This window comes from Sphingobium rhizovicinum (assembly GCF_042647625.1).
Classification (GTDB): Bacteria; Pseudomonadota; Alphaproteobacteria; order Sphingomonadales; family Sphingomonadaceae; genus Sphingobium; species Sphingobium rhizovicinum.
In genome coordinates this window covers 1,244,473-1,262,493 of sequence record NZ_JBHRVU010000005.1, presented here as the reverse complement: position 1 = coordinate 1,262,493, position 18,021 = coordinate 1,244,473, and the positions used below count along the sequence as shown (strand labels likewise).

Annotated in this window: 19 protein-coding genes; 6 read left to right on the top strand and 13 right to left on the bottom strand. The window is 63.4% G+C overall.

Annotated elements, in window-relative coordinates; genetic code table 11:
* The first annotated feature begins 84 nt into the window (after nucleotides 1–84).
* Nucleotides 85–609: an ester cyclase gene (locus ACFOKF_RS24605; protein ID WP_099232554.1), complete on the top strand. Its 525-nt coding sequence runs from the start codon at nucleotides 85–87 to the stop codon at nucleotides 607–609.
* Between the two features lie 86 nt (nucleotides 610–695).
* On the top strand, nucleotides 696–1,754 hold the full coding sequence (locus tag ACFOKF_RS24600; RefSeq protein ID WP_380799197.1) for a hypothetical protein: 1,059 nt from the start codon (nucleotides 696–698) through the stop codon (nucleotides 1,752–1,754).
* 15 nt (nucleotides 1,755–1,769) lie between these two features.
* Here ACFOKF_RS24600 and ACFOKF_RS24595 read toward each other — a convergent pair whose 3' ends face one another.
* The 11 genes from ACFOKF_RS24595 to ACFOKF_RS24545 all read right to left on the bottom strand — a co-directional run bounded on the left by ACFOKF_RS24595 (nucleotide 1,770) and on the right by ACFOKF_RS24545 (nucleotide 9,969).
* A complete protein-coding gene (locus ACFOKF_RS24595; RefSeq protein WP_380799196.1) occupies nucleotides 1,770–2,525 on the bottom strand; it encodes an SDR family NAD(P)-dependent oxidoreductase in 756 nt (251 codons plus the stop codon).
* Complete coding sequence (locus ACFOKF_RS24590; RefSeq protein ID WP_380799194.1) at nucleotides 2,522–3,361, bottom strand: alpha/beta fold hydrolase; 840 nt, start codon at nucleotides 3,359–3,361, stop codon at nucleotides 2,522–2,524. Before ACFOKF_RS24590 ends, ACFOKF_RS24595 begins: the two co-directional genes overlap by 4 nt.
* A gap of 14 nt (nucleotides 3,362–3,375) precedes the next feature.
* On the bottom strand, nucleotides 3,376–3,930 hold the full coding sequence (locus tag ACFOKF_RS24585) for a VOC family protein (RefSeq protein ID WP_257211579.1): 555 nt from the start codon (nucleotides 3,928–3,930) through the stop codon (nucleotides 3,376–3,378).
* Nucleotides 3,931–3,950: 20 nt separating this feature from the next.
* Nucleotides 3,951–4,340 carry a MaoC family dehydratase gene (locus ACFOKF_RS24580; RefSeq protein ID WP_099232550.1) on the bottom strand — a complete coding sequence of 130 codons (390 nt, stop codon included), beginning with the start codon at nucleotides 4,338–4,340 and terminating at the stop codon, nucleotides 3,951–3,953.
* Nucleotides 4,337–4,795, bottom strand: coding sequence for a hypothetical protein (locus ACFOKF_RS24575; RefSeq protein ID WP_375284773.1), 459 nt, complete (start codon nucleotides 4,793–4,795; stop codon nucleotides 4,337–4,339). The genes ACFOKF_RS24580 and ACFOKF_RS24575 overlap by 4 nt, the downstream gene beginning before the upstream one ends.
* 12 nt (nucleotides 4,796–4,807) lie before the next feature.
* A complete protein-coding gene (locus ACFOKF_RS24570; RefSeq protein ID WP_099232548.1) occupies nucleotides 4,808–5,971 on the bottom strand; it encodes an acyl-CoA dehydrogenase family protein in 1,164 nt (387 codons plus the stop codon).
* Nucleotides 5,972–6,033: 62 nt separating this feature from the next.
* Nucleotides 6,034–6,588, bottom strand: coding sequence for an NADPH-dependent FMN reductase (locus ACFOKF_RS24565; protein WP_380799192.1), 555 nt, complete (start codon nucleotides 6,586–6,588; stop codon nucleotides 6,034–6,036).
* A gap of 1 nt (nucleotide 6,589) precedes the next feature.
* Nucleotides 6,590–7,366, bottom strand: coding sequence for an SDR family oxidoreductase (locus ACFOKF_RS24560; RefSeq protein ID WP_380799191.1), 777 nt, complete (start codon nucleotides 7,364–7,366; stop codon nucleotides 6,590–6,592).
* Nucleotides 7,363–8,103: an alpha/beta fold hydrolase gene (locus ACFOKF_RS24555; RefSeq protein WP_380799190.1), complete on the bottom strand. Its 741-nt coding sequence runs from the start codon at nucleotides 8,101–8,103 to the stop codon at nucleotides 7,363–7,365. The genes ACFOKF_RS24560 and ACFOKF_RS24555 overlap by 4 nt, the downstream gene beginning before the upstream one ends.
* A 5-nt stretch (nucleotides 8,104–8,108) precedes the next feature.
* Nucleotides 8,109–9,065 (bottom strand): VOC family protein, encoded by a 957-nt coding sequence (locus tag ACFOKF_RS24550; protein ID WP_380799189.1) that lies wholly within the window; start codon nucleotides 9,063–9,065, stop codon nucleotides 8,109–8,111.
* Between the two features lie 52 nt (nucleotides 9,066–9,117).
* Nucleotides 9,118–9,969 (bottom strand): fumarylacetoacetate hydrolase family protein, encoded by an 852-nt coding sequence (locus ACFOKF_RS24545; RefSeq protein WP_380799188.1) that lies wholly within the window; start codon nucleotides 9,967–9,969, stop codon nucleotides 9,118–9,120.
* 128 nt (nucleotides 9,970–10,097) lie between these two features.
* Here ACFOKF_RS24545 and ACFOKF_RS24540 point away from each other — a divergent pair, with 128 nt between their 5' ends.
* Nucleotides 10,098–10,808, top strand: coding sequence for a GntR family transcriptional regulator (locus ACFOKF_RS24540; RefSeq protein WP_099232542.1), 711 nt, complete (start codon nucleotides 10,098–10,100; stop codon nucleotides 10,806–10,808).
* Nucleotides 10,809–10,815: 7 nt separating this feature from the next.
* Here the strand turns inward: ACFOKF_RS24540 and ACFOKF_RS24535 are convergent, their stop codons facing one another.
* Together ACFOKF_RS24535 and ACFOKF_RS24530 are read right to left on the bottom strand one after the other, a co-directional pair.
* Nucleotides 10,816–11,598: an SDR family NAD(P)-dependent oxidoreductase gene (locus ACFOKF_RS24535; RefSeq protein ID WP_099232541.1), complete on the bottom strand. Its 783-nt coding sequence runs from the start codon at nucleotides 11,596–11,598 to the stop codon at nucleotides 10,816–10,818.
* Nucleotides 11,599–11,639: 41 nt separating this feature from the next.
* Nucleotides 11,640–13,310, bottom strand: coding sequence for a class I adenylate-forming enzyme family protein (locus ACFOKF_RS24530; protein ID WP_380799187.1), 1,671 nt, complete (start codon nucleotides 13,308–13,310; stop codon nucleotides 11,640–11,642).
* 153 nt (nucleotides 13,311–13,463) lie between these two features.
* Here ACFOKF_RS24530 and ACFOKF_RS24525 point away from each other — a divergent pair, with 153 nt between their 5' ends.
* The 3 genes from ACFOKF_RS24525 to ACFOKF_RS24515 are packed head-to-tail and all read left to right on the top strand — an operon-like array spanning nucleotide 13,464 to nucleotide 18,020.
* Nucleotides 13,464–14,666, top strand: coding sequence for an acetyl-CoA C-acetyltransferase (locus tag ACFOKF_RS24525; RefSeq protein WP_099232539.1), 1,203 nt, complete (start codon nucleotides 13,464–13,466; stop codon nucleotides 14,664–14,666).
* A 31-nt stretch (nucleotides 14,667–14,697) separates the two neighbouring features.
* Nucleotides 14,698–16,866, top strand: a complete 2,169-nt coding sequence (locus tag ACFOKF_RS24520) for a 3-hydroxyacyl-CoA dehydrogenase NAD-binding domain-containing protein (RefSeq protein WP_380799185.1) — start codon at nucleotides 14,698–14,700, stop codon at nucleotides 16,864–16,866.
* The gene (locus tag ACFOKF_RS24515) at nucleotides 16,863–18,020 is read left to right on the top strand and encodes an acyl-CoA dehydrogenase family protein (RefSeq protein WP_380799184.1); all 1,158 of its coding nucleotides are present in this window, start codon (nucleotides 16,863–16,865) and stop codon (nucleotides 18,018–18,020) included. The genes ACFOKF_RS24520 and ACFOKF_RS24515 overlap by 4 nt, the downstream gene beginning before the upstream one ends.
* The last annotated feature ends 1 nt before the right edge of the window (nucleotide 18,021 follow it).

Genomic DNA, 18,021 nt, shown 5'->3' with positions numbered 1-18,021 from the left:
GGTGCCGGGCGCGGCGGCTATGGGGAAGAAGCCACAGCCCACGGGACCGATCCCGCGGACCGTTTTTTGATCAAGGAGACTATTATGGGCCTCGCCCCGTTCACGGAAGCCGATTTCGTCCTGTCCAAGGAAACGCGGGCGGACATCACAGCCGGGCTGACCGAGCGGCAGGCGTTCATGGTCAATCACTGGATGGACCTGCATGAGGTCATCAATCGCGGCGATTGGGATGGAATGGACGCATTCTTCAATACCGACACGATGACCTACGACAACCCGAACCGGCCCGACCTTGGCACTTATCATGTGTGGAAGACCTCGCCGCAGGGCCTCTACAAGACCTTCCCGCCCAGCATCTATCGCACGCTGAAGGCCTGGGGCCGTGGCGAGGACGAGATCTGCGTGCTGTGCCATCATCATGGCAAGCATACCGGCGGCCCCTATATGGGCGTCCAGCCCACCGGGAACGACCTCAACGTCCTGTGGTTCTCATGGCTGCGTTTCCGGGGCGACAAGATCGATCACATCTATTCCATCTCCGACGTGCTGACGATGCTGAAGGATCTCGAAGTCATCAACGTTCCCCAGCCCGTCGATCCCTATAAGTGACCGACATGCCGAACCGGCGCAGCGAGGGCGCGCCGGTTCGGCGAAACGGGGACGTCGGTGTTTGGGATGGAAGGAATGGCAAAGGCATGAAGCGGTCCGTCGAACTGAAGATCGATGTCAGCGAGGCGGCGGCGCTCAGCACGGCCGCCCATGTGGCCATTACTGTCCATCTGCCGGATGTTACGGCATTGGCCCATCCCACGACCGTCTGTTTCGCTTTCCCCGGCGGGGGCTATTGCCGACGCTATTACAGCTTCGACATGCCGGACGGGTCGGGCGGCGGTGAAGCGGGTTTCCATTGCCAACGCGGATGGATTTTCGTCGCGTGCGATCATCTGGGATTTGGTGATTCGACGATTCCCGACGGCAATGTCCTTAATCTCGACAATGTCGCGGCGGCCAACGACGCTATGGTGCGCGCGGTCATGGCCCGGCTGGAAGCGGGCACGCTCGTCGACGGACTGGCCCCGATCGTCGATGCCACATGCCTTGGCATCGGCCAGTCGATGGGCGGATGCTTCACGGTCGTCGCGCAGGGCAATCACCAGACATTCCATGGCATCGGCGTGCTGGGCTATAGCGGCGTCCATACCGTCGTGCCGACCCGGCCGGGACAGCCGCCTGCCGCATGGCCCTGGATTTCGCGCCGCTCATCGCTCGATGCGCCGCATGTCCTGAACGCGGCGGCGCTGGCGCAGGCGCCGGGCGTGACGCTGGGCGACGCCGAAGCGCTCCAGGCGGCGGCAAGGGCTGGCGAGCATCCCTTTCAATGGTCCTTCCACCATGATGACGAGCCTGAGGATATCGTCACGCTCGACATGAAGGCGTCCGCTGGGCTGGTCGATCCGCTACCCGAATGGCGTTCGGCGACCACGCCGCCTTGTGGCGTCTACATGGTGGCGCCGGGCGCGGTGGCGCTGGAAGCCGCGGTCGTGCGCGTCCCCGTGCTGATCGCAATGGGCGAGCGTGACGTGGTGCCCGATCCCCTTGGCGAGCCCCGCGCCTATAAGAGCGCGGAGGACATCCAGCTCTTTATATGCCCCCAAATGGCGCACATGCATAATTTCGCGCCCACCCGCGTCCGCTTCTGGGAGCGCATCCATAATTGGGGCGATGGGGTGGCCGCGCAGCGCTTTTTGGGTTGAGCGGAGCAGGCGGCTTCAGAGGCTGAAGCCGCCATCGACGATCAGGGTCTGTCCGGTCATATATTTCGCCCTGTCCGAAGCCAGGAAGGCGACGGCCTCGGCGATATCCTCGCCGCTGCCGAAGCGTTGCAGGGCAATGCGCCTGCGCTGCGCTTCCCAGATTTCCGGCGAGTATAGCGATGTCAGGAAATCGGCGCCAAGCCCGGCGTCGATGATGCCCGGCGCAACCATGTTCGCCCTGATGCCGTAACGGCCTTCCTCCTTGGCGATGGCGCGGCCCAGCGCCTCCATTCCGGCCTTGGGGACCGATGACAACGCGTCGCCGGGGGGGAAGCAATAGTTTGCGACCGACACGACGGTGACGAAATTGCCAAAGCCCTGGGCGCGGAAATAGGGCAGAGTGGTGGACACGATGCGGGTCAAGCCCACCAGTTCGATCTCGATGACTTCGCGCCATTGCTCTTCGCTGATCTGGCTGACGAAGGGTTGGGCTATGTCGACCCCGCTGGCGAAGACCATCGTGCCGATGGCGCCGAATTGCTCGACCGTCTCGCGGATACCGGTCTCTATGGAGGTGCGATCGGAAAGATCGCAGGCAATGGACAGCGCCTCGCAAGAATTGTTTGGCAGGGACGCCGCGACCGCCAACGCCTTTTCCCGGCTGGATCGGTAGCCGATGGCGAGTTGATCCCATTCGGTCGACAAGCGTCGGCAGATCGCGCTGCCGAGGCCGCCGGTTCCGCCGACGACGAAGGCCGCGCCTTTCGTCATAGCGGCAGATGAAGTGCCAGGTGGTGAAGCAGGCGATCGGCAAAGGCATCGTTGCGGTCGCCGGTGAACATATGGCCGACGCCATGGGCGATCTCGACCTCCAGTTGCGGGGCGAGCGCCCGAAACTGCCGAACGCTTTCGTCCGAGACGATCTCGCTCAGTTCCGCCTTGACGAGGACGAGTGGCGATCGCGCGCGACGGGCCGCGGCGATGAGCGCTTCCCCTTCCGAAGGGGGGTGCAGAAATTCTGGCGCCGTTGTGCGGGGGTCCCAGTGCCAGAACAGCCGTCCATCCGCTTCGCGCATCGATTTGGCGAGGCCCGACACGTCGGGCAGGCGGGGCTGGCCGAGATGGGCATGCAGCGCATCGGCCGCTTCTTCCAGCGACGCGAAACCGGAGTCGCTGGCGCGGAAGAAGTCACGAATGTCATCAACGCCGTCATCCACCATATAGGGGGCGACGTCGGCGAGCATGATGAGGCGCACCAGATCGGCATGGCGCGACCCGCCGACCAGCACGGATTGGCCGCCACGCGAGGCCCCCACCAGCGCGATCGGCCTGTCGAAGGCCCGGATGATGGACTCGACGTCGCGACCATAGGCTTCCAGCAGATAGTCGCCGTCGGCGGCCCATCCGCTGTCGCCATGGCCGCGCAGATCGAAGGTCAGGCCGTAATAGCCGGCTTGCGCCACTCGCCTGGCAGACCCGGCCCAGGAACGGCGGCTCTGGCCGCCGCCATGGAAGAAGCAGACGGGTGGCGCGGCAGGGTCGCCATAGGCGTCCGCAACCATCTCCAGCCCGTTACCCGGCAGGCTTATCCGTGTGGGGATCGTCATGCCGGGCGACTGCATCATTCGGCGGCGACCGGCGGGACCATGTCTGCGAACGACGGATGCTCGCCGGGGCCCTTATAGGCGAATTTGCCGGGCGCATGGTGCCACTTGCCGTCGTTGCGGCTCTCATAGGGCGAGGCGACCTCGATCAGCGCACCGTGCGTGCTCTTGTGGCCGACCCAACTCCATTTCTGCCAGGTCATGTCCGGATCGTTGAACGTCTGGCCACCGCCGGGCAGGTGCAGCCCTTCGGCCCGCAGCTTTTCCATCGCGCCCGGCACGTCGTCGGTCGCATAGCAGAGGTGATGGACATGTTCGCCGACCTTTTCGAGGCGATCGCCCATGGGCGTGCCCGGTGCCGGCTGAATGAACTGGATTTCCGTGCCGCCATTGTTGACGAAGGTCGCCCACTTCATGCCGGCGTCGTCGCCGCTGGAAAATTCGTCATATTTGACGAGACGTTCTTCCAGCGAGGCCGGATCGAGCACGCGCAGGATCTTGGTCCAATCCTCGATCGCCTTGTCCAGATCGCGCACGACCATGCACACATGGGCAAAAGGTCCGCTAGGCATTGATATTCTCCTCTGATTTTTTAGGTTTCCACCGTCGCTGTGCCGGAATTGACCGTGCCGCGGCCATCGACATCCAGCGAGAATTCGCAGGTCACGGCATTGCCTTCGATCGCCGCGATCTTGCCCGTCACCACTGCCCGGTCGCCGCCATAGACGTTGTCCAGAAAGCGCGAATCCATCGCTTTGATCCGCCCACCGGGAAAAGCGCGCATCAGCATGTTCATCATATAGGCGACGTTGATCGGACCCTGGTTGATGACCCGGTCGCCCAGTCCCTTCGCCTTCACAACCTCGACATCGAGATGAATGGGATTGGGATCGGCAAGGAACACGGCCCATTGCTGCATGGCCTGTGGGCTGACGCTCTCGATCGTGAAGGGCGGCAGCATGTCTCCGACGGCGTGGCTCATGCGGCGAACTCCTTGCGGGGCAATACCCACACATTATCGGTTTCCAGCACCTGCGTGCCATCGAGCATGTGCAGGCGCAGGCGATAGGTCAGCACGTCCATGACGCCCAGCTTGCGGCTGCGCTTGCGGACGAGGCTGAGTATCTCTCCCGTCACTCTGTAGTTTTCGCCCACCTTCAGCGGCGCATCGAACCGCACGCCGCTGCTGCCCATCATCGGGCCATCCTCGACATCGAATTCGCACGCTTCGCAGACGCCCGCCACCGTCTTGCCCATCGCGACCTGGGTGGCGATATAATAATAGATGGGATGTGCGCTGCCATCGGCGGCCGGCTCGATCCCGGTCGACCGGCATAGCGCGGCATTCTCCTCCGCCGTGATGGTGAACACCTTGTCCCCGTCCAGCGATGTGCCGGCGGCGTCGGGGGCAGGGGGTAGATCGTCGAGATCGCTCATCGCTTATAACCCTTAGAAGGAACGCGGCAGGCCGAGGCTTTCGGCAATCGTGTTGCGCACCATCTCGTTGCTGATCGGCGTCATCCGCAAGATGCGGTGATCGCGCCAGTAACGCTGCATGTCGGTCTCCGCCGAATAGCCCATGCCGCCCAATATCTGGATGCCGAGGTCCGCGGCCTTCACCGCATTTTCGGTCGCGACCATCTTGAGCATGTTCGCCTCGACGCCGCACGGCATCCCGTTGGCCTGCATCCAGGCAACATTGTTGAGCAGCAATTCGGTCGTCTTCTGCCAGGTCGCGATGTCCGCGACATAGTGCTGCAGGATCTGGAACCGGCCGATGATGCCGCCGAACGCCTTGCGTTGCAGCATATATTCCAGCGCGTCTTCCAGCACGCCGTCGATCGCGCCCAGACATTGCGCACCGACCATGATCCGCTCATTGTTGAGCGTCGGCAGCATCGCGTACCAGGCCTGTCCGGGTTCCCCCAGCACATCCTCGTCGGGGACGAAGACATCCTCATAATGGACCTCGCACGATCCCATGGCGCGCATGCCGAGCTTGGGCAGGAGCGAAGCGGTGATGCCGGGCGCCTTGGCGTCGACGAAGAACATGGTGAGGCCATGATGCTTCTTTTCGACAGTCTTGTCGGTGCGGGCGAGGACGAGCAGCCTGTCGGCCGCCTTGGCGCCGGTCGTCCACATCTTGGCGCCGTTCAGCTTCCAGCCGCCCTCGACCTTTTCGGCATGGGTCTTCATCGCGCCCAAAACGTCGGTGCCGCCGTCGGGTTCTGTCATCGACAGCGAGACGCGCAGCTTGCCCTGCGCCATGGGGCGCAGCCAGCGGTTTTTCTGCTCCTCCGTGCCGACCGCGCCGATCGTCTTCGCGCCGCCGAAGGAGGTAAGGCCCCAGACCCACAGCAGGCCGCCGGCCGTCCGCGCGAATTCGCGGGCGAAGATCATCTGCATCATGACGTCGCCGCCCAGGCCGTCATATTCCTCCGGAATGCCGATCCCGAAAAATCCCTGCTCGGCAATCTTGTCCCACAAAGCATAGGGATAATTTTCTTCGTCGGCCTCCAGCGCGCGCATCCAGTCCTTGGGCGCTTCCGCATCGACCCAGCGGCGGACGATGTCCCTGAACGCCTGCTGTTCCTCGGTGAGTGAAAAATCCATCGTCGTTCCCGTTTGTAGCACTGCGACTAAGCGCCCGGCGGATGCATTGCGAACCTATCCAACTATAGGGCAGGCCGTCGGCAGAAACTGAACAATTGGTCCACCATCATCCCCAACTGACTGGGGATAGGCGCATTTTCGATCGGGTCGCCTTCGCTGCCGATGGTGTTGATGGCGATGCCCAGCGGCGTGGGCCAGCCCCGCAGCGCGTGGGTAATTACCCGCAATTGCTGGAGTGTAGCGACTGCGGCCTGCCAGCCGGCCGCTGTTGCCACACAGCCCACGGGCAGGCCGTCGAAATAGCAACGCTCGTCGCGGCTCATATCCTCGACATAATCGAGCGCATTCTTCACAAAGCCGGAGATCGCACCATGATATCCTGGTGAGCCGATGATCACGGCATCCGCCGACCGCAGGGTGTCGACATAACGTCTTGCCGCATCCGAACGATCCGGATTTTCAGGCGCGTAAGACGGGAAGTCGATATCCGCCCCGGCGAGCAGCGTCGTGCGTGCGCCGCGGTCCTCTGCGATGGCAAGCGCCTTGCGAAGCGCCCGCTCAGTGGAGGAATAGGCGCGCATTGTGCCGCCAATGGCGACGAAATGAAGCTGGGTCATATCAGATCGACAAGCCTCCCTCGACCGGGATGACCGATCCGGTGACATAGGCGCCCGCGCGCGAGGCGAGATAGATGGCGGCGCCCGCCAGATCCTCGGGCGTGCCGACGCGGCCACGCGGCACCATGGACACGACCATCTTGCGCATCTCGTCGGAGGTGATGACGGTCATTTCGGATTCGAAGAATCCGGGCGCGATGACGTTGACGGTGATGTTGTCGCTACCCAGCCGCTTGGCGAGGCCCTTCGCCATCCAGTGGATGGCGCTCTTCGACGCCTGATAGGCGTAATTTTCCTTCGGCCCGACCTTGAGCGCGCCGACCGACCCGATGTTGATGATCGATGCGGGGCGCTCCGCCGTGCCCCCCGCGCGGAGCAGGGGCAGGAATTTCCGGAGCGTGAAGAAGGGCGCTTTCAGGTTCAGGTCGATGACCGGATCCCATTCGTCCTCGCCATAGTCGTCTATGGGCGCGTCGGCCATGGTCCCGGCGTTGTTCACCAGGACATGCACGGCCTGCTCTCGTGCGGACACCGCCGCGACCAGGGCCTCGATCCCCGCGAGCGTCGATAGATCGGCGACCAGGCCGTTGCAGCGGCCGCCCGTCTTGGCGGAAATCTCCGCTGCTGCTGCCGTTACCTTGGCCTCGGTCCGCGCGCAGATATAGACTTGGGCGCCCGCAGCGGCAAAGCCGGTTGCGATATGGCGGCCGATGCCGGTCGATCCGCCGGTGACGACGGCGACGCGATCCTGTACCGAGAACAACTCCGCGGCATTCATGCCAGGGCCCCCGCGTCGGCAATCTTCAGGATGAGGTCGGTCGTGCCCTCCGGATCGCCCACCAGAAGGGCGTGATCGCCCGGATGGTCATGGATGGTCCAGCCCAGTTCGCGCGCCCGGTCGTGCATCGCCGTCATCACGGTGATGGCTGCCGCGATATAGTCGACCGGTCGGGCGATCGTCTCGGCCCCCACGGGGATGACGCAGGCGGTCGCCTTCATCGGCTGGTCCGACAGATTGTCGAGCAGCCATTGTTCCCGCGCCGGGTCCATGAGATGCGGATGTTCCTTGGCGGCCGCGCGCTGCATCTCGTGCACGCCCGACCCGACCGGGCCTTCGCCCGCTTCGAGCATCGCATCGAGCGCAGCGAGCTGGTCTTCGGGCACATAGCCCATGAGGGAGGCGATCCGTTCCCCCGACCGGGGCACGATGGCGTCGAGATAGATGATGGCGGCGATGCGGTCGCCCACCTCGGCGATCACGCCGGGCGCGACCGTGCCGGCATAGCTGTGGGCGACCAGCACGACGTCGCGCAGGTCCTCAAATTTGAACACGTTGACGATGTCGCGCACATGGGTCGCATTGCCGACATCGCGGCCGATCAGATGCTCGCGCTCGCCAAAGCCGGTGAAGGTCGGCGTGTAGACCTTGTGGCCCTTCGCCTCCAGAATTTCGCGGACATATTTCCATGTCCAGCCGCCCATGCCGCCGCCATGGAGAAGTAGGAATGTGGTCATGACGATCAGGCCTCCGCCGGTTCTGTGTTCTGGATGAATTCGGGGAACGGGTCTGGTCCCCACAGGAACATGCTGTCCTCCGGCGCATGGTTGGCGGCCGGCCAGTCGACATCATGCGGGATGAAGTCGATATCGGCCGAATATTCGCTGAAGCTGCCCCAGGGGTCGCGCACATAGTAGAAATAATTGGCGCCCAGCACATGCTGGCCCACGCCCCAATTGGGGCCATAGCCTGCCCGCGCCATGGTCGCGCCGCCCAGGCCCACTTCCATCACCGACCCGACGTCCCAGCTATTGTGGTGCATGCCCCGCCGATCGGACAGGACGAGGGCCAGCAGGTGATGATCGCTGCCATGGGCGCCGTGCAGGAAGGCGACGGCCGGTTCGCTCTTGTCGGACAGGCGCAGGCCGAGCGTCTTTTCATAAAAGTCGATCGCGGCATTTACGTCGGTCGTGAAGATCGCAAAATGCGAAAGGCGGCGCGGGTGAACCTTTGGCGCCTTGCTGTTGGGGATCGCGCCGGATTGGCCGGGCGCCGCGCTGACGAAGGTGAACTGGCTCTTTTCCGATGGCGTCGCCTTGTCGGCAACGCGGACATTGATCGGAAGGCCATCGAAGCCCGCGAACCAGATGCCGTCCGCTTCCGCGCCTTCGGGCGCTTCGATCCGGGTGACGCCGCAGCCGTCGAGATGGGCGGCGAACGCATCTGCTTCGTCCGGATAGATGCCGAAGCTCAGATAGCGCAGCCGCTTGGCGTCGCCCCCCTGGTTCAGCACCGCCCAGCGATGCGGATTGCCAGCCGCATAGAGTTCCAGCGTGCCGTTGCCCTCCCGGACCTCAAGCCCGAAGAGCGTGTAGAATGTCCGCGCGGCGTCCAGATCGGGCACTTCGACCGCAAAATGATCGATGGAATGGACGCCCAAACTATTGGTGCGACGTCCCGACGGGCTGTTCTGGTTCATCCTTCCCTCCTTGGCTGGCCGGGCACCGACAGGGCGGCGCCCGACCTTTCGATCATGCTGCCTTGATGGGGTTCACCAACAGGCCGATTTTCTCGATTTCCACCTCGCACACATCGCCATCCTTCATGAACAGCGGAGGCTTGCGGGCAAGACCGATGCCCGACGGGGTTCCCATGACCAGGACATCGCCTGCTTCCAGCGTGAAGCAGGTGGAAAGGAGGGCGACCGTGTCGACGACATCGAACACCATGTCCGAGGTGTTCGCGCTCTGCACCACCTGGCCGTTGAGGCGGGTTTCGATCTTGAGGCCGGCGCCGCCCGCAGGTAGTTCGTCCGCCGTCACGAGCCAGGGGCCAAAGGCGCCGGTGTCGTCGAAATTCTTGCCGACCGTCCACTGCGGCGTCTTGAGCTGATAGTCGCGGATCGAACCGTCGTTGAACACCGAATAGGCGACGATATGCGACAGCGCGTCGTCCTTGCTGATATCCTTGCCGCCCTTGCCGACGACCGCGACCATTTCCGCCTCATAATCAAGTTGATCGGAACAGGGCGGTTTGATGATCGGTGCGCCATGGCCGATGAGGCTGGAATTGAAACGGCCGAATACCGTCGGGAATTCGGGCACGGTAAATCCGCCTTCGGCTGCGTGATCCTTGTAGTTGAGACCCAGGCAGAGGATCTTGGGCGCCTTGACGAGGGGCGGCAGGAAAATGAGGTCTTCAACCTGCACTTCCTCGCCCTCTGCGCTGACTTTCACGCCGGCGTCCGTCAGGGCGCTGCCGCCGCTGGCGATCAGCGCATCCAGATCATAGAGGGCAGCGTCGCCGAACAGCGCCTTGACGCCCGCGCCCGTGTCCACTGCCAGACCGACCGCGCCATTCTTCGTTACCTTGGCCAACCGCATATGCAAACCTCCTGAGAATCTGTCCAACCCACTGAACCGATGGCATGGGTTTTATTGAAATATATTTCAAGCAATAAAATACATCTTGTCGAATTGCCACGGTTGGCGAAGCTGATATAGCTCTTCCGATGACGAAGAAGCTGAGCCTGACCGAACGCGCCTACCGGCAATTGCGCGACGATCTTCTGACCTGTCGGCTGGTGCCGGGCGCGAAAATCAACATCAAGGATATCACGGAAACGCAGGGCTTCAGTCTCGGGGCGGTGCGCGAAGCCCTGTCGCGGCTCACGTCCGAGGGCTTCGTGACGCAGGACGATGCGCGGGGTTTTCGAGTGACGCCGATATCGATCGGTGACCTGACCGATCTGGTCAGGGTCCGCAGCGAGATTGAAGGGCAATGCCTCCGGCGCGCCATCGAGAAGGGCGGCCTGGACTGGGAAGCCGCGATCGTCAGTGCGGCCCACAGGTTGAGCAAGACCCCGACCCGCGACCCGCGGGAAGCGGCCCGCCTGAACGAGGATTATGCCGACGCCCATGCGGCGTTCCACCATGCCCTGGTCGCCGCGTGCGACAGTCCATGGCTGCTCAAAATGCGCGACTGGCTCTATGCCCAGTCGGAGCGCTACCGTTATCTCACCGTACCCTTGGCCCATGGCGACCGGGATCTGGTTCATGAACATGCGCAGATCGTCGATGCGGCGCTGGCGCGGGACGCTGATCGCGCCGTGGCGCTGCTGACGGACCACTTGATGGCGACGGCGCAGTTGTTGATCGACCCGCAGAATGCGCGGGGCGGGACCGATGCCGAATGGGCGGCTGGCGTGGATCGGGCCCTTTGATCCCATATCAGTTCTGCCGGTTCTGACCGGTGCCGCCGCCACTGGCGGGCATCAGCATGTTGCTCATGCCGCCATCGACCAGCAGGTCGACGCCGCTGATATGGCCGGCATGGGGACCGATCAGAAACAGGATCGCCTGCGCGACATCCTCGGCCACGCCCAGCTTGCGCAGGGGAATATTGGCCTCCCGCTGATCGCGTCGCGACTGGTCCTTATACCCTGCAGCCGTCATCGGCGTGTAGGTCGGGCCGGGCGACACCGTATTGCACCGGATGCCGTCCGGGCCCCATTCGATACTGAGCTGGCGGATCATCATCAGCAGGGCGGCCTTGCTGGAGGAATAAAAGCCGAGCGCAGGCGTGGGCTGGGTGGCCGACATGGACGCAGTCGCGACGAAGGCGCCCTTGCTCTCCCTGAGGTGAGGATGGGCCGCTTTGCCTAGCAGCCAGGAGGAACGGGTGTTGATGGCGAAGATGCGATCGAAATCGCTGATCGGCAGGTCGACCAGCGCGCCGCCCATGATGATGCCGGCATTGCTGATGACGGCGTCGATCCCGTCCATATGCGCGAGCGCTGCCGCCACGATCCGGTCGCCGCAATCCGGTTCGGCCAGATCGACCACGCAGGTCGCCGCGGTGGGGCCGACGGCATCGGCCACCACCTGAAGATTGGCCGCGTCGCGATCCGCGAGCAGCATCTTGTGTTCGCCCGGAATCACGGACCCGGCCGCCAGCAGTTCGGCGCAGGCCCTGCCGATGCCGCTTGCAGCACCCGTGATGATCACCCGCATGTCACTCTCCCTACACTTTCATGGCGTCGACGCGCCGTGCTTCAGTCTTTCAGGCCCAGTTCGTCCATCAACGCGCCGCGCAGCTTGAACTTCTGGATCTTCGATGCCGACATCGGCCATTCGTCGATGAAACGGATATGCCGCGGAACCTTGAAGGAAGCGAGGCGCTGGCGGGTGAAGGCGATGAGTTCCTCCGCTTCGACCTCGACCTCGCCTTCGCGTTCGACATAGGCCGCAGGAATTTCCGCCAGCCGCTCGTCCGGCAGCCCGACGACCTGCGCCAGGCGAACCGCCGGATGGGTGGCCAGCACCGCCTCGACCTCGGCCGCGGCGACATTTTCTCCGCCCACTTTCAGCATATCCTTGAACCGGCCATGAAACATGACATGGCCCTGTTCGTCGATCGATCCGATGTCGGCGCTATGATACCAGCCGTCGGCGTCCAGCGCTTCCGCGGTCTTTTCCGGATCCTTGTAATAGCCGTCGAACAGATTGTAGCCGCGAATGAGAATTTCGCCGCGTTCGTCCACGCCCTTCTCCGCGCCGGTTTCGGGATCGACGATCTTCATCTCTATGCCGGCCAGGGGAAAGCCGAGCTTCTTGAAGCCCATTTCCGGGTCCATCGCATAGCCGCCGGTGGTGACGATGCCGGTCGCCTCGGTCATGCCCATGGTGCCCACCTGGAGCATGTTCGGGGCCTTCTCGCGATAGGCCTGGCCCACGCGATCCGGCATGAAGGCGAAACAGCTATTTTGTAGGCGCACCGACGACATGTCGGTCTTGGCCCAGTCGGGATGAGTGATCATGGCCTGATGGAAGGTGACGAAGGGCAGGAACATCATCGTCACCCCTTCATCCTCGATCTGCCGCAGACTCTCCCCGGCATCGAAATGCGGCTGGCCGATGAAGGTGCCGCCCACGTCGATCGCGCCCAGCATGCAGAGCATCGCCGCGATATGGAACAGCGGCAGCGGCGACCAGGCGCGCTCGTCGGGCTGGAAGGACCAGCGATAACGGGCGAGATTCGATGCCTCCCGGGTGACGGCCTCGTGGCTGAGCAGGCACCCCTTGGGATTGGCTGAGGTGCCAGACGTATAGAGGATCATCGCGGTGTCGCGGACCCTGACGGTCAGACGGGACGCATGAACCTCCGCATCCTCCACGCGCAGCGCCGCCGCGTCGAAGGTCGCCTGATCGACGAAACCAGGGGCCGAACGACCGCCCAGCATCACGATCCGCTTGAGCAGAGGCGCGTCCGCAAGCGTGAGTGCGGAGGAGTCGGTGGCATCGGGCAGGTCGGGGAATGCCTCCACCAGCCGTCCGCCGAAATCGATATGGTCACTGATCATGTCATTGGTGATGATCGCAGCCAGATCGGCATTTTGCGCGACATAGGCCATTTCGGGCGCCTTGTACCGCGCGTTCATCAGCACGGAGACGGCGCCGCACATCGCATTGGCGAACAGGGTTTCGACAAATTCGATGCTGGACGGCAGCAGGATGCCGACATGGTCGCCGCGCTGGATGCCCAGCGCCTTCAGGCCGCGCGCGCGCTTCAGGACGCTCTGTACGACATCGTCATATGTCTTGCGTTCCCCCGGAAATACCAGCGCTTCCTTGCCCGATGCCTTGTCCCACCCTTTGAGAAGCAGATCGCCCAGAGTGGTTGCAGAAATACGGAATGGGGCGCAATCTTCGCCTTGTGTGACCACGGATGTCCGCTCCTAAAATGCCGGTCAGCTATTGATGATGATCAGATTGCAGCCATCGCCCCTGTCTGCGCCTTTCGTTGGATAGGTGCAGCTTTGCCTGCCGGCTCCAAGAGCAAGGGCAGAGATTTTTGTATCACTGGTCGGGAATTCACGATGGAAGCCTATGTCTACGATCATGTCCGGACGCCGCGCGGCAAGGGCCGCCCGGACGGCGCGCTGCACGAGATCACCTCTGTCGAAATGGCGACGCAACTGCTGAAGGCGCTTCAGAGCCGCAATGATCTCGATACGGGGCTGCTTGACGACGTGATCATCGGCATGGCCCAGCCGGTCGGCGAACAGGGGGGCGTGCTGGCGCGCGCGGCGGTGTTGCAGGCGGGCTATGCGCAGACGGTCGCGGGCCAGCAGATTCATCGTTTCTGCGCCACCGGTCTGGACGCGGTCAGCCTGATCGCGGCACAGGTCCATTCCGGCATGATCCAGGCCGGCATCGGCGGCGGCGTCGAGTCGATGAGCCGCACGGTCATGGGTTATGACTCGGGTGCCTGGACGTCCGATCCGTCGGTCGCCTTCAGCAATTATTACGCGCCGCAGGGCATCGGTGCCGACCTGATCGCGACGCTGGACGGCTACACGCGAGAGGATGTCGACAATTTCGCGGTAGAGAGCCAGCGCAAGGCCGCTCATGCCTGGGAAAACGGCTATTTCAAAAATGCGATCGTGCCGGTCAAGGATGTGCTGGGCGACGTGGTGCTCGACCATGACGAGCATATGCGGCCTGGCACCACGGTGGAGAGCCTAGCCAAGCTCAAGCCCGCCTTCGAAGGGTTTGGCAAGGCCGGGTTCGAAGCGGTGGCGAAGGCCAAATATCCCGAAATCGAAGAGTTGAACTATGTCCACCATGGCGGCAACAGCTCGGGCATCGTCGATGGCGCGGGGCTGGTTCTGGTCGGATCGAAGGAATTTGGGGAAAAGGCCGGGCTCAAGCCGCGCGGTCGCATCCGGTCCTACGCCAATATCGGGTCGGAACCCACGATCATGCTGACGGCCCCGGCGGCGGTGTCGCGCAAGGCGCTCAAGGCGGCCGGCATGACCGAGAAGGACATCGACTTGTGGGAACTGAACGAAGCCTTCGCGAGCGTCGTGATGCGCTTCCAGCGGGAACTGAACGTCCCCGACGACAAGATCAACGTCAATGGCGGCGCGATCGCGATGGGCCATCCGCTGGGCGCGACCGGCGCCATGATCCTGGGCACCGTGCTGGACGAATTGGAGCGGCGGGACGCGGAAACCGGCCTCATCACCCTGTGCGCGGCCAACGGCTTGGGCACGGCGGCCATCATCGAGCGCGTCTGAGCGCATACCGAACTATAGAGCGGGACATCCCATGAAGACTATGCGACTGGAAAAGGCCGAAGACGGCTTTGCTATCCTGACCCTCGACGCCGAAGGCTCGATGAACGTCGTCAACGATGCTTTCATCGCCGACATGGAAGCGGCGACGAAGCAGATCATCGAGGACGACGGCATCAAGGGCGTCATCCTGACGTCCGGCAAGAAGACCTTCATGGCCGGCGCGGATCTCAAACAACTGGTGAACGGGTTCGGCACGCTGACGCCGCAGGAGGCCTACGCCTTTGCGAAGCGCGCGACCGACATGCATCGCGCCATCGAGCGATCGGGCAAGCCCTGGGTGGCGGCGATCAACGGCCTGGCGCTGGGCGGCGGTTTCGAACTGGCGCTGGCCTGCCACCGCCGCATCCTGGTGGATGATGCCAAGGCGCAGGTCGGCCTGCCCGAAGTCAATGTCGGTCTGCTGCCCGGATCGGGCGGCACGGTGCGGCTGGGCATCATTGCGGGCATGAAGACCGCGCTCGATCTGCTGCTGTCGGGCCGTTCGGTCGGGCCGCAGGAAGCGCTCAAGCTCAAGATCGTGGACGAGGTTGTGCCGGCGGACAAGCTGATCGACGCAGCCAAGAGCTGGCTCGCCACCTGCCCCGATCCGGTCAAGCCCTGGGACGTGAAGGGGTGGACGCCGCCGCAGAAGAAGGGCCTGACCGTGCCCGAGGATTCCGGCGCATACATGATGTATACCGGCGGCCTCGCCAAGGTCGGCTACAACCAGCCCGCACCCGCCGCGATCTTGAACGCGGTGTTCCACGGTATGCAACTGCCCTTCGACAAGGCGCTCGCGGTCGAGGGCAAATATTTCGCCAAGCTGCTGACCGATCCGGTCGCGCGCAACATTATCCGTACCACCTTCATTTCGAAGCAGGGGGCCGAAAAGGGCGCGCGTCGCCCCGAAGGCTTCCCCAAGTTCGAAGCCAGGAAGGTCGGCGTGCTGGGCGCCGGCATGATGGGCGCGGGCATCGCGTTCGTGTCGGCCAATGCGGGCATCGACGTCGTGCTGATCGACCGCGACGTCCCGACGGCGCAGAAGGGCAAGGACTATTCGGCCAAGGTGCTGGGCAAGCTGGTCGAAAAGGGCAAGCTGACGCAGGACAAGGCGGACGCCGTCCTCGCCCGCATCACGCCGACCGACGACTTCGCGCTGCTCGATGGCTGCGACATGGTGGTCGAGGCTGTGTTCGAGGATACGGCGATCAAGGCCGAAACCACGAAGAAGGCTGAAGCCATATTGCCGACCCAAGCCATTTTCGCGTCCAACACCTCGACCCTGCCGATCTCGCAGCTCGCCCAGGCGTCGCGCAGTCCGGACCAGTTCATCGGCCTGCACTTCTTCTCGCCGGTCGACCGCATGGGCCTGGTCGAGGTCATCATGGGTCAGCAGACCAGCAAGGAAACGCTAGCCAAGGGGCTCGATTTCATCGCTCAACTGCGCAAGACGCCGATCGTCGTCAACGACAGCCGCGGCTTCTACACCAGCCGCGTGTTCCAGATGCTGATCCATGAAGGCGCGGCGATGCTGGCGGAGGGCGTGCCTCCCGCGGTGATCGAGAACGCCGCCAAGGCGGTGGGGATGCCGGTCGGGCCGCTCGCGCTGCTGGACGAACTGACCCTCGACCTGCCGCTCAAGATCGTCGACCAGGCGATCTCCGAGGAAGGCGATAAATATACGCCGCCGGCCGGCACTGCCGTGATGCGCCGCATGAAGGACGAGATCGGCCGGTCCAGCCGCAAGGCGGGCGGCGCCTTCTATGATTATCCCGAAGGCGGCAAGAAGCATCTGTGGAAGGGCCTGGCCGATCACTTCCCGGTCAAGCAGGATTGGGATGTCGAGGAGCTGAAGAAACGCTATCTCTACGCGCAGGCGATGGAAACCGCCCGTTGCCTGGAGGAGAATGTGCTCGAAACCCCGCAGGATGCCGATCTGGGCGCGATCTATGGTTGGGGCTTCCCGACATGGACCGGCGGGACGATCAGCTACATCGACACGATCGGCCTCAAGACGTTCGTCGAGGAATCCGACCGGCTCGCCCAGCTCTATGGTCCGCGCTTCCTGCCGTCGGCATGGCTGCGCGACAAGGCCGCCAAGGGCGAGGATTTCTATGCGCCCGCGAGCGCAACCAGGGTCAAGGAGCCGATGCCGGCATGAAACGCCTGATCTTCGAGCCGGAACATGAGCAGTTCCGCGACTCCGTCGTCAAGTTCATGACGGCGGAGGTGGGCGCGCATGCCGAACGCTTTCGCGAACAGGGCATGGTCGACCGGGAGCTGTTCCTGAAGGCTGGCGAACAGGGCCTGCTCTGCACCTGGGCGGACGAGAAATATGGCGGGGCGGGGATCGACGATTTCCGCTTCGAGCAGATCATCATCGAGGAGAATATGCGCCATGGCGACATAGGCTTCTATATCAACCTGCATAATGATCTGGTCGCGCCCTATATCGCGAAGCTCGGTACCGACGAGCAGAAGGACCGCTGGATGCCCGGCATCGTCAGCGGCGAGAAGATTCTGGCCGTCGCGATGACCGAACCGTCGACCGGCAGCGATCTCGCTGGCATGCGCACCAACGCGGTGGACAAGGGCGACCATTGGCTGCTGAACGGGGCCAAGACCTATATTTCCAACGGCATCCTTGGCGATCTGATCGTCGTCGCCGCGCGAACCGATCCCAATAGCCGCCACGGTCTGGGCCTCATGGTCGTCGAACGCGGGATGGAAGGCTTCGAGCGCGGGCGCAAGCTGGCGAAGATGGGGCTGAAGGCGCAGGACACGGCCGAGCTCTTCTTCAACGACGTGAAGGTGCCCAAGGAGAATGTGCTGGGCGATCCGACCCAGGGCTTCAAATATCTGGCGCGCTTCCTGGCGCAGGAGCGGCTGGTCGCGGCCATCGGCTTCATGGCGACGGCGCAGACCGCGTTCGACATCACGCTCGATTATGTGAAGGAACGCCGGGCGTTCGGAAAGCCGATCGGCGCATTCCAAAATACGCGATTCAAGATGGCGTCGATGCGGGCCGAACTGGATGCGCTCCAGACCTATGTCGACCAGTGCGTGCTGCTGCTCAACGCGGGCGAACTGACCCCCGAAGATGCGTCGGCCGCCAAACTGCTGACCAGCGAGCTGGAAGGCCGGGTGATGGACGAATGCGTCCAGCTCCATGGCGGCGCGGGCTATATGGAAGAATATCGCATCAGCCGCATGTATACCGACGCCCGCATCAGCCGCATCTTCGCCGGAACGTCGGAAATCATGCGCGAAATCATCGGACGCGGGCTAGGCTTGGACGAGCGCAAGCTGTCCTGAC

Bases quoted from the DNA above. Each gene is read 5' to 3' on its own strand.
- ACFOKF_RS24540 (WP_099232542.1), top strand. From the start codon at position 10,098: ATGACGAAGAAGCTGAGCCTGACCGAACGCGCCTACCGGCAATTGCGC.
- ACFOKF_RS24525 (WP_099232539.1), top strand. From the start codon at position 13,464: ATGGAAGCCTATGTCTACGATCATGTCCGGACGCCGCGCGGCAAGGGC.
- ACFOKF_RS24570 (WP_099232548.1), bottom strand. From the start codon at position 5,971: ATGGATTTTTCACTCACCGAGGAACAGCAGGCGTTCAGGGACATCGTC.
- ACFOKF_RS24600 (WP_380799197.1), top strand. From the start codon at position 696: ATGAAGCGGTCCGTCGAACTGAAGATCGATGTCAGCGAGGCGGCGGCG.
- ACFOKF_RS24520 (WP_380799185.1), top strand. From the start codon at position 14,698: ATGAAGACTATGCGACTGGAAAAGGCCGAAGACGGCTTTGCTATCCTG.
- ACFOKF_RS24605 (WP_099232554.1), top strand. From the start codon at position 85: ATGGGCCTCGCCCCGTTCACGGAAGCCGATTTCGTCCTGTCCAAGGAA.
- ACFOKF_RS24590 (WP_380799194.1), bottom strand. From the start codon at position 3,361: ATGACGATCCCCACACGGATAAGCCTGCCGGGTAACGGGCTGGAGATG.
- ACFOKF_RS24555 (WP_380799190.1), bottom strand. From the start codon at position 8,103: ATGACCACATTCCTACTTCTCCATGGCGGCGGCATGGGCGGCTGGACA.
- ACFOKF_RS24515 (WP_380799184.1), top strand. From the start codon at position 16,863: ATGAAACGCCTGATCTTCGAGCCGGAACATGAGCAGTTCCGCGACTCC.
- ACFOKF_RS24585 (WP_257211579.1), bottom strand. From the start codon at position 3,930: ATGCCTAGCGGACCTTTTGCCCATGTGTGCATGGTCGTGCGCGATCTG.
- ACFOKF_RS24560 (WP_380799191.1), bottom strand. From the start codon at position 7,366: ATGAATGCCGCGGAGTTGTTCTCGGTACAGGATCGCGTCGCCGTCGTC.
- ACFOKF_RS24545 (WP_380799188.1), bottom strand. From the start codon at position 9,969: ATGCGGTTGGCCAAGGTAACGAAGAATGGCGCGGTCGGTCTGGCAGTG.
- ACFOKF_RS24595 (WP_380799196.1), bottom strand. From the start codon at position 2,525: ATGACGAAAGGCGCGGCCTTCGTCGTCGGCGGAACCGGCGGCCTCGGC.
- ACFOKF_RS24565 (WP_380799192.1), bottom strand. From the start codon at position 6,588: ATGACCCAGCTTCATTTCGTCGCCATTGGCGGCACAATGCGCGCCTAT.
- ACFOKF_RS24575 (WP_375284773.1), bottom strand. From the start codon at position 4,795: ATGAGCGATCTCGACGATCTACCCCCTGCCCCCGACGCCGCCGGCACA.
- ACFOKF_RS24535 (WP_099232541.1), bottom strand. From the start codon at position 11,598: ATGCGGGTGATCATCACGGGTGCTGCAAGCGGCATCGGCAGGGCCTGC.
- ACFOKF_RS24550 (WP_380799189.1), bottom strand. From the start codon at position 9,065: ATGAACCAGAACAGCCCGTCGGGACGTCGCACCAATAGTTTGGGCGTC.
- ACFOKF_RS24580 (WP_099232550.1), bottom strand. From the start codon at position 4,340: ATGAGCCACGCCGTCGGAGACATGCTGCCGCCCTTCACGATCGAGAGC.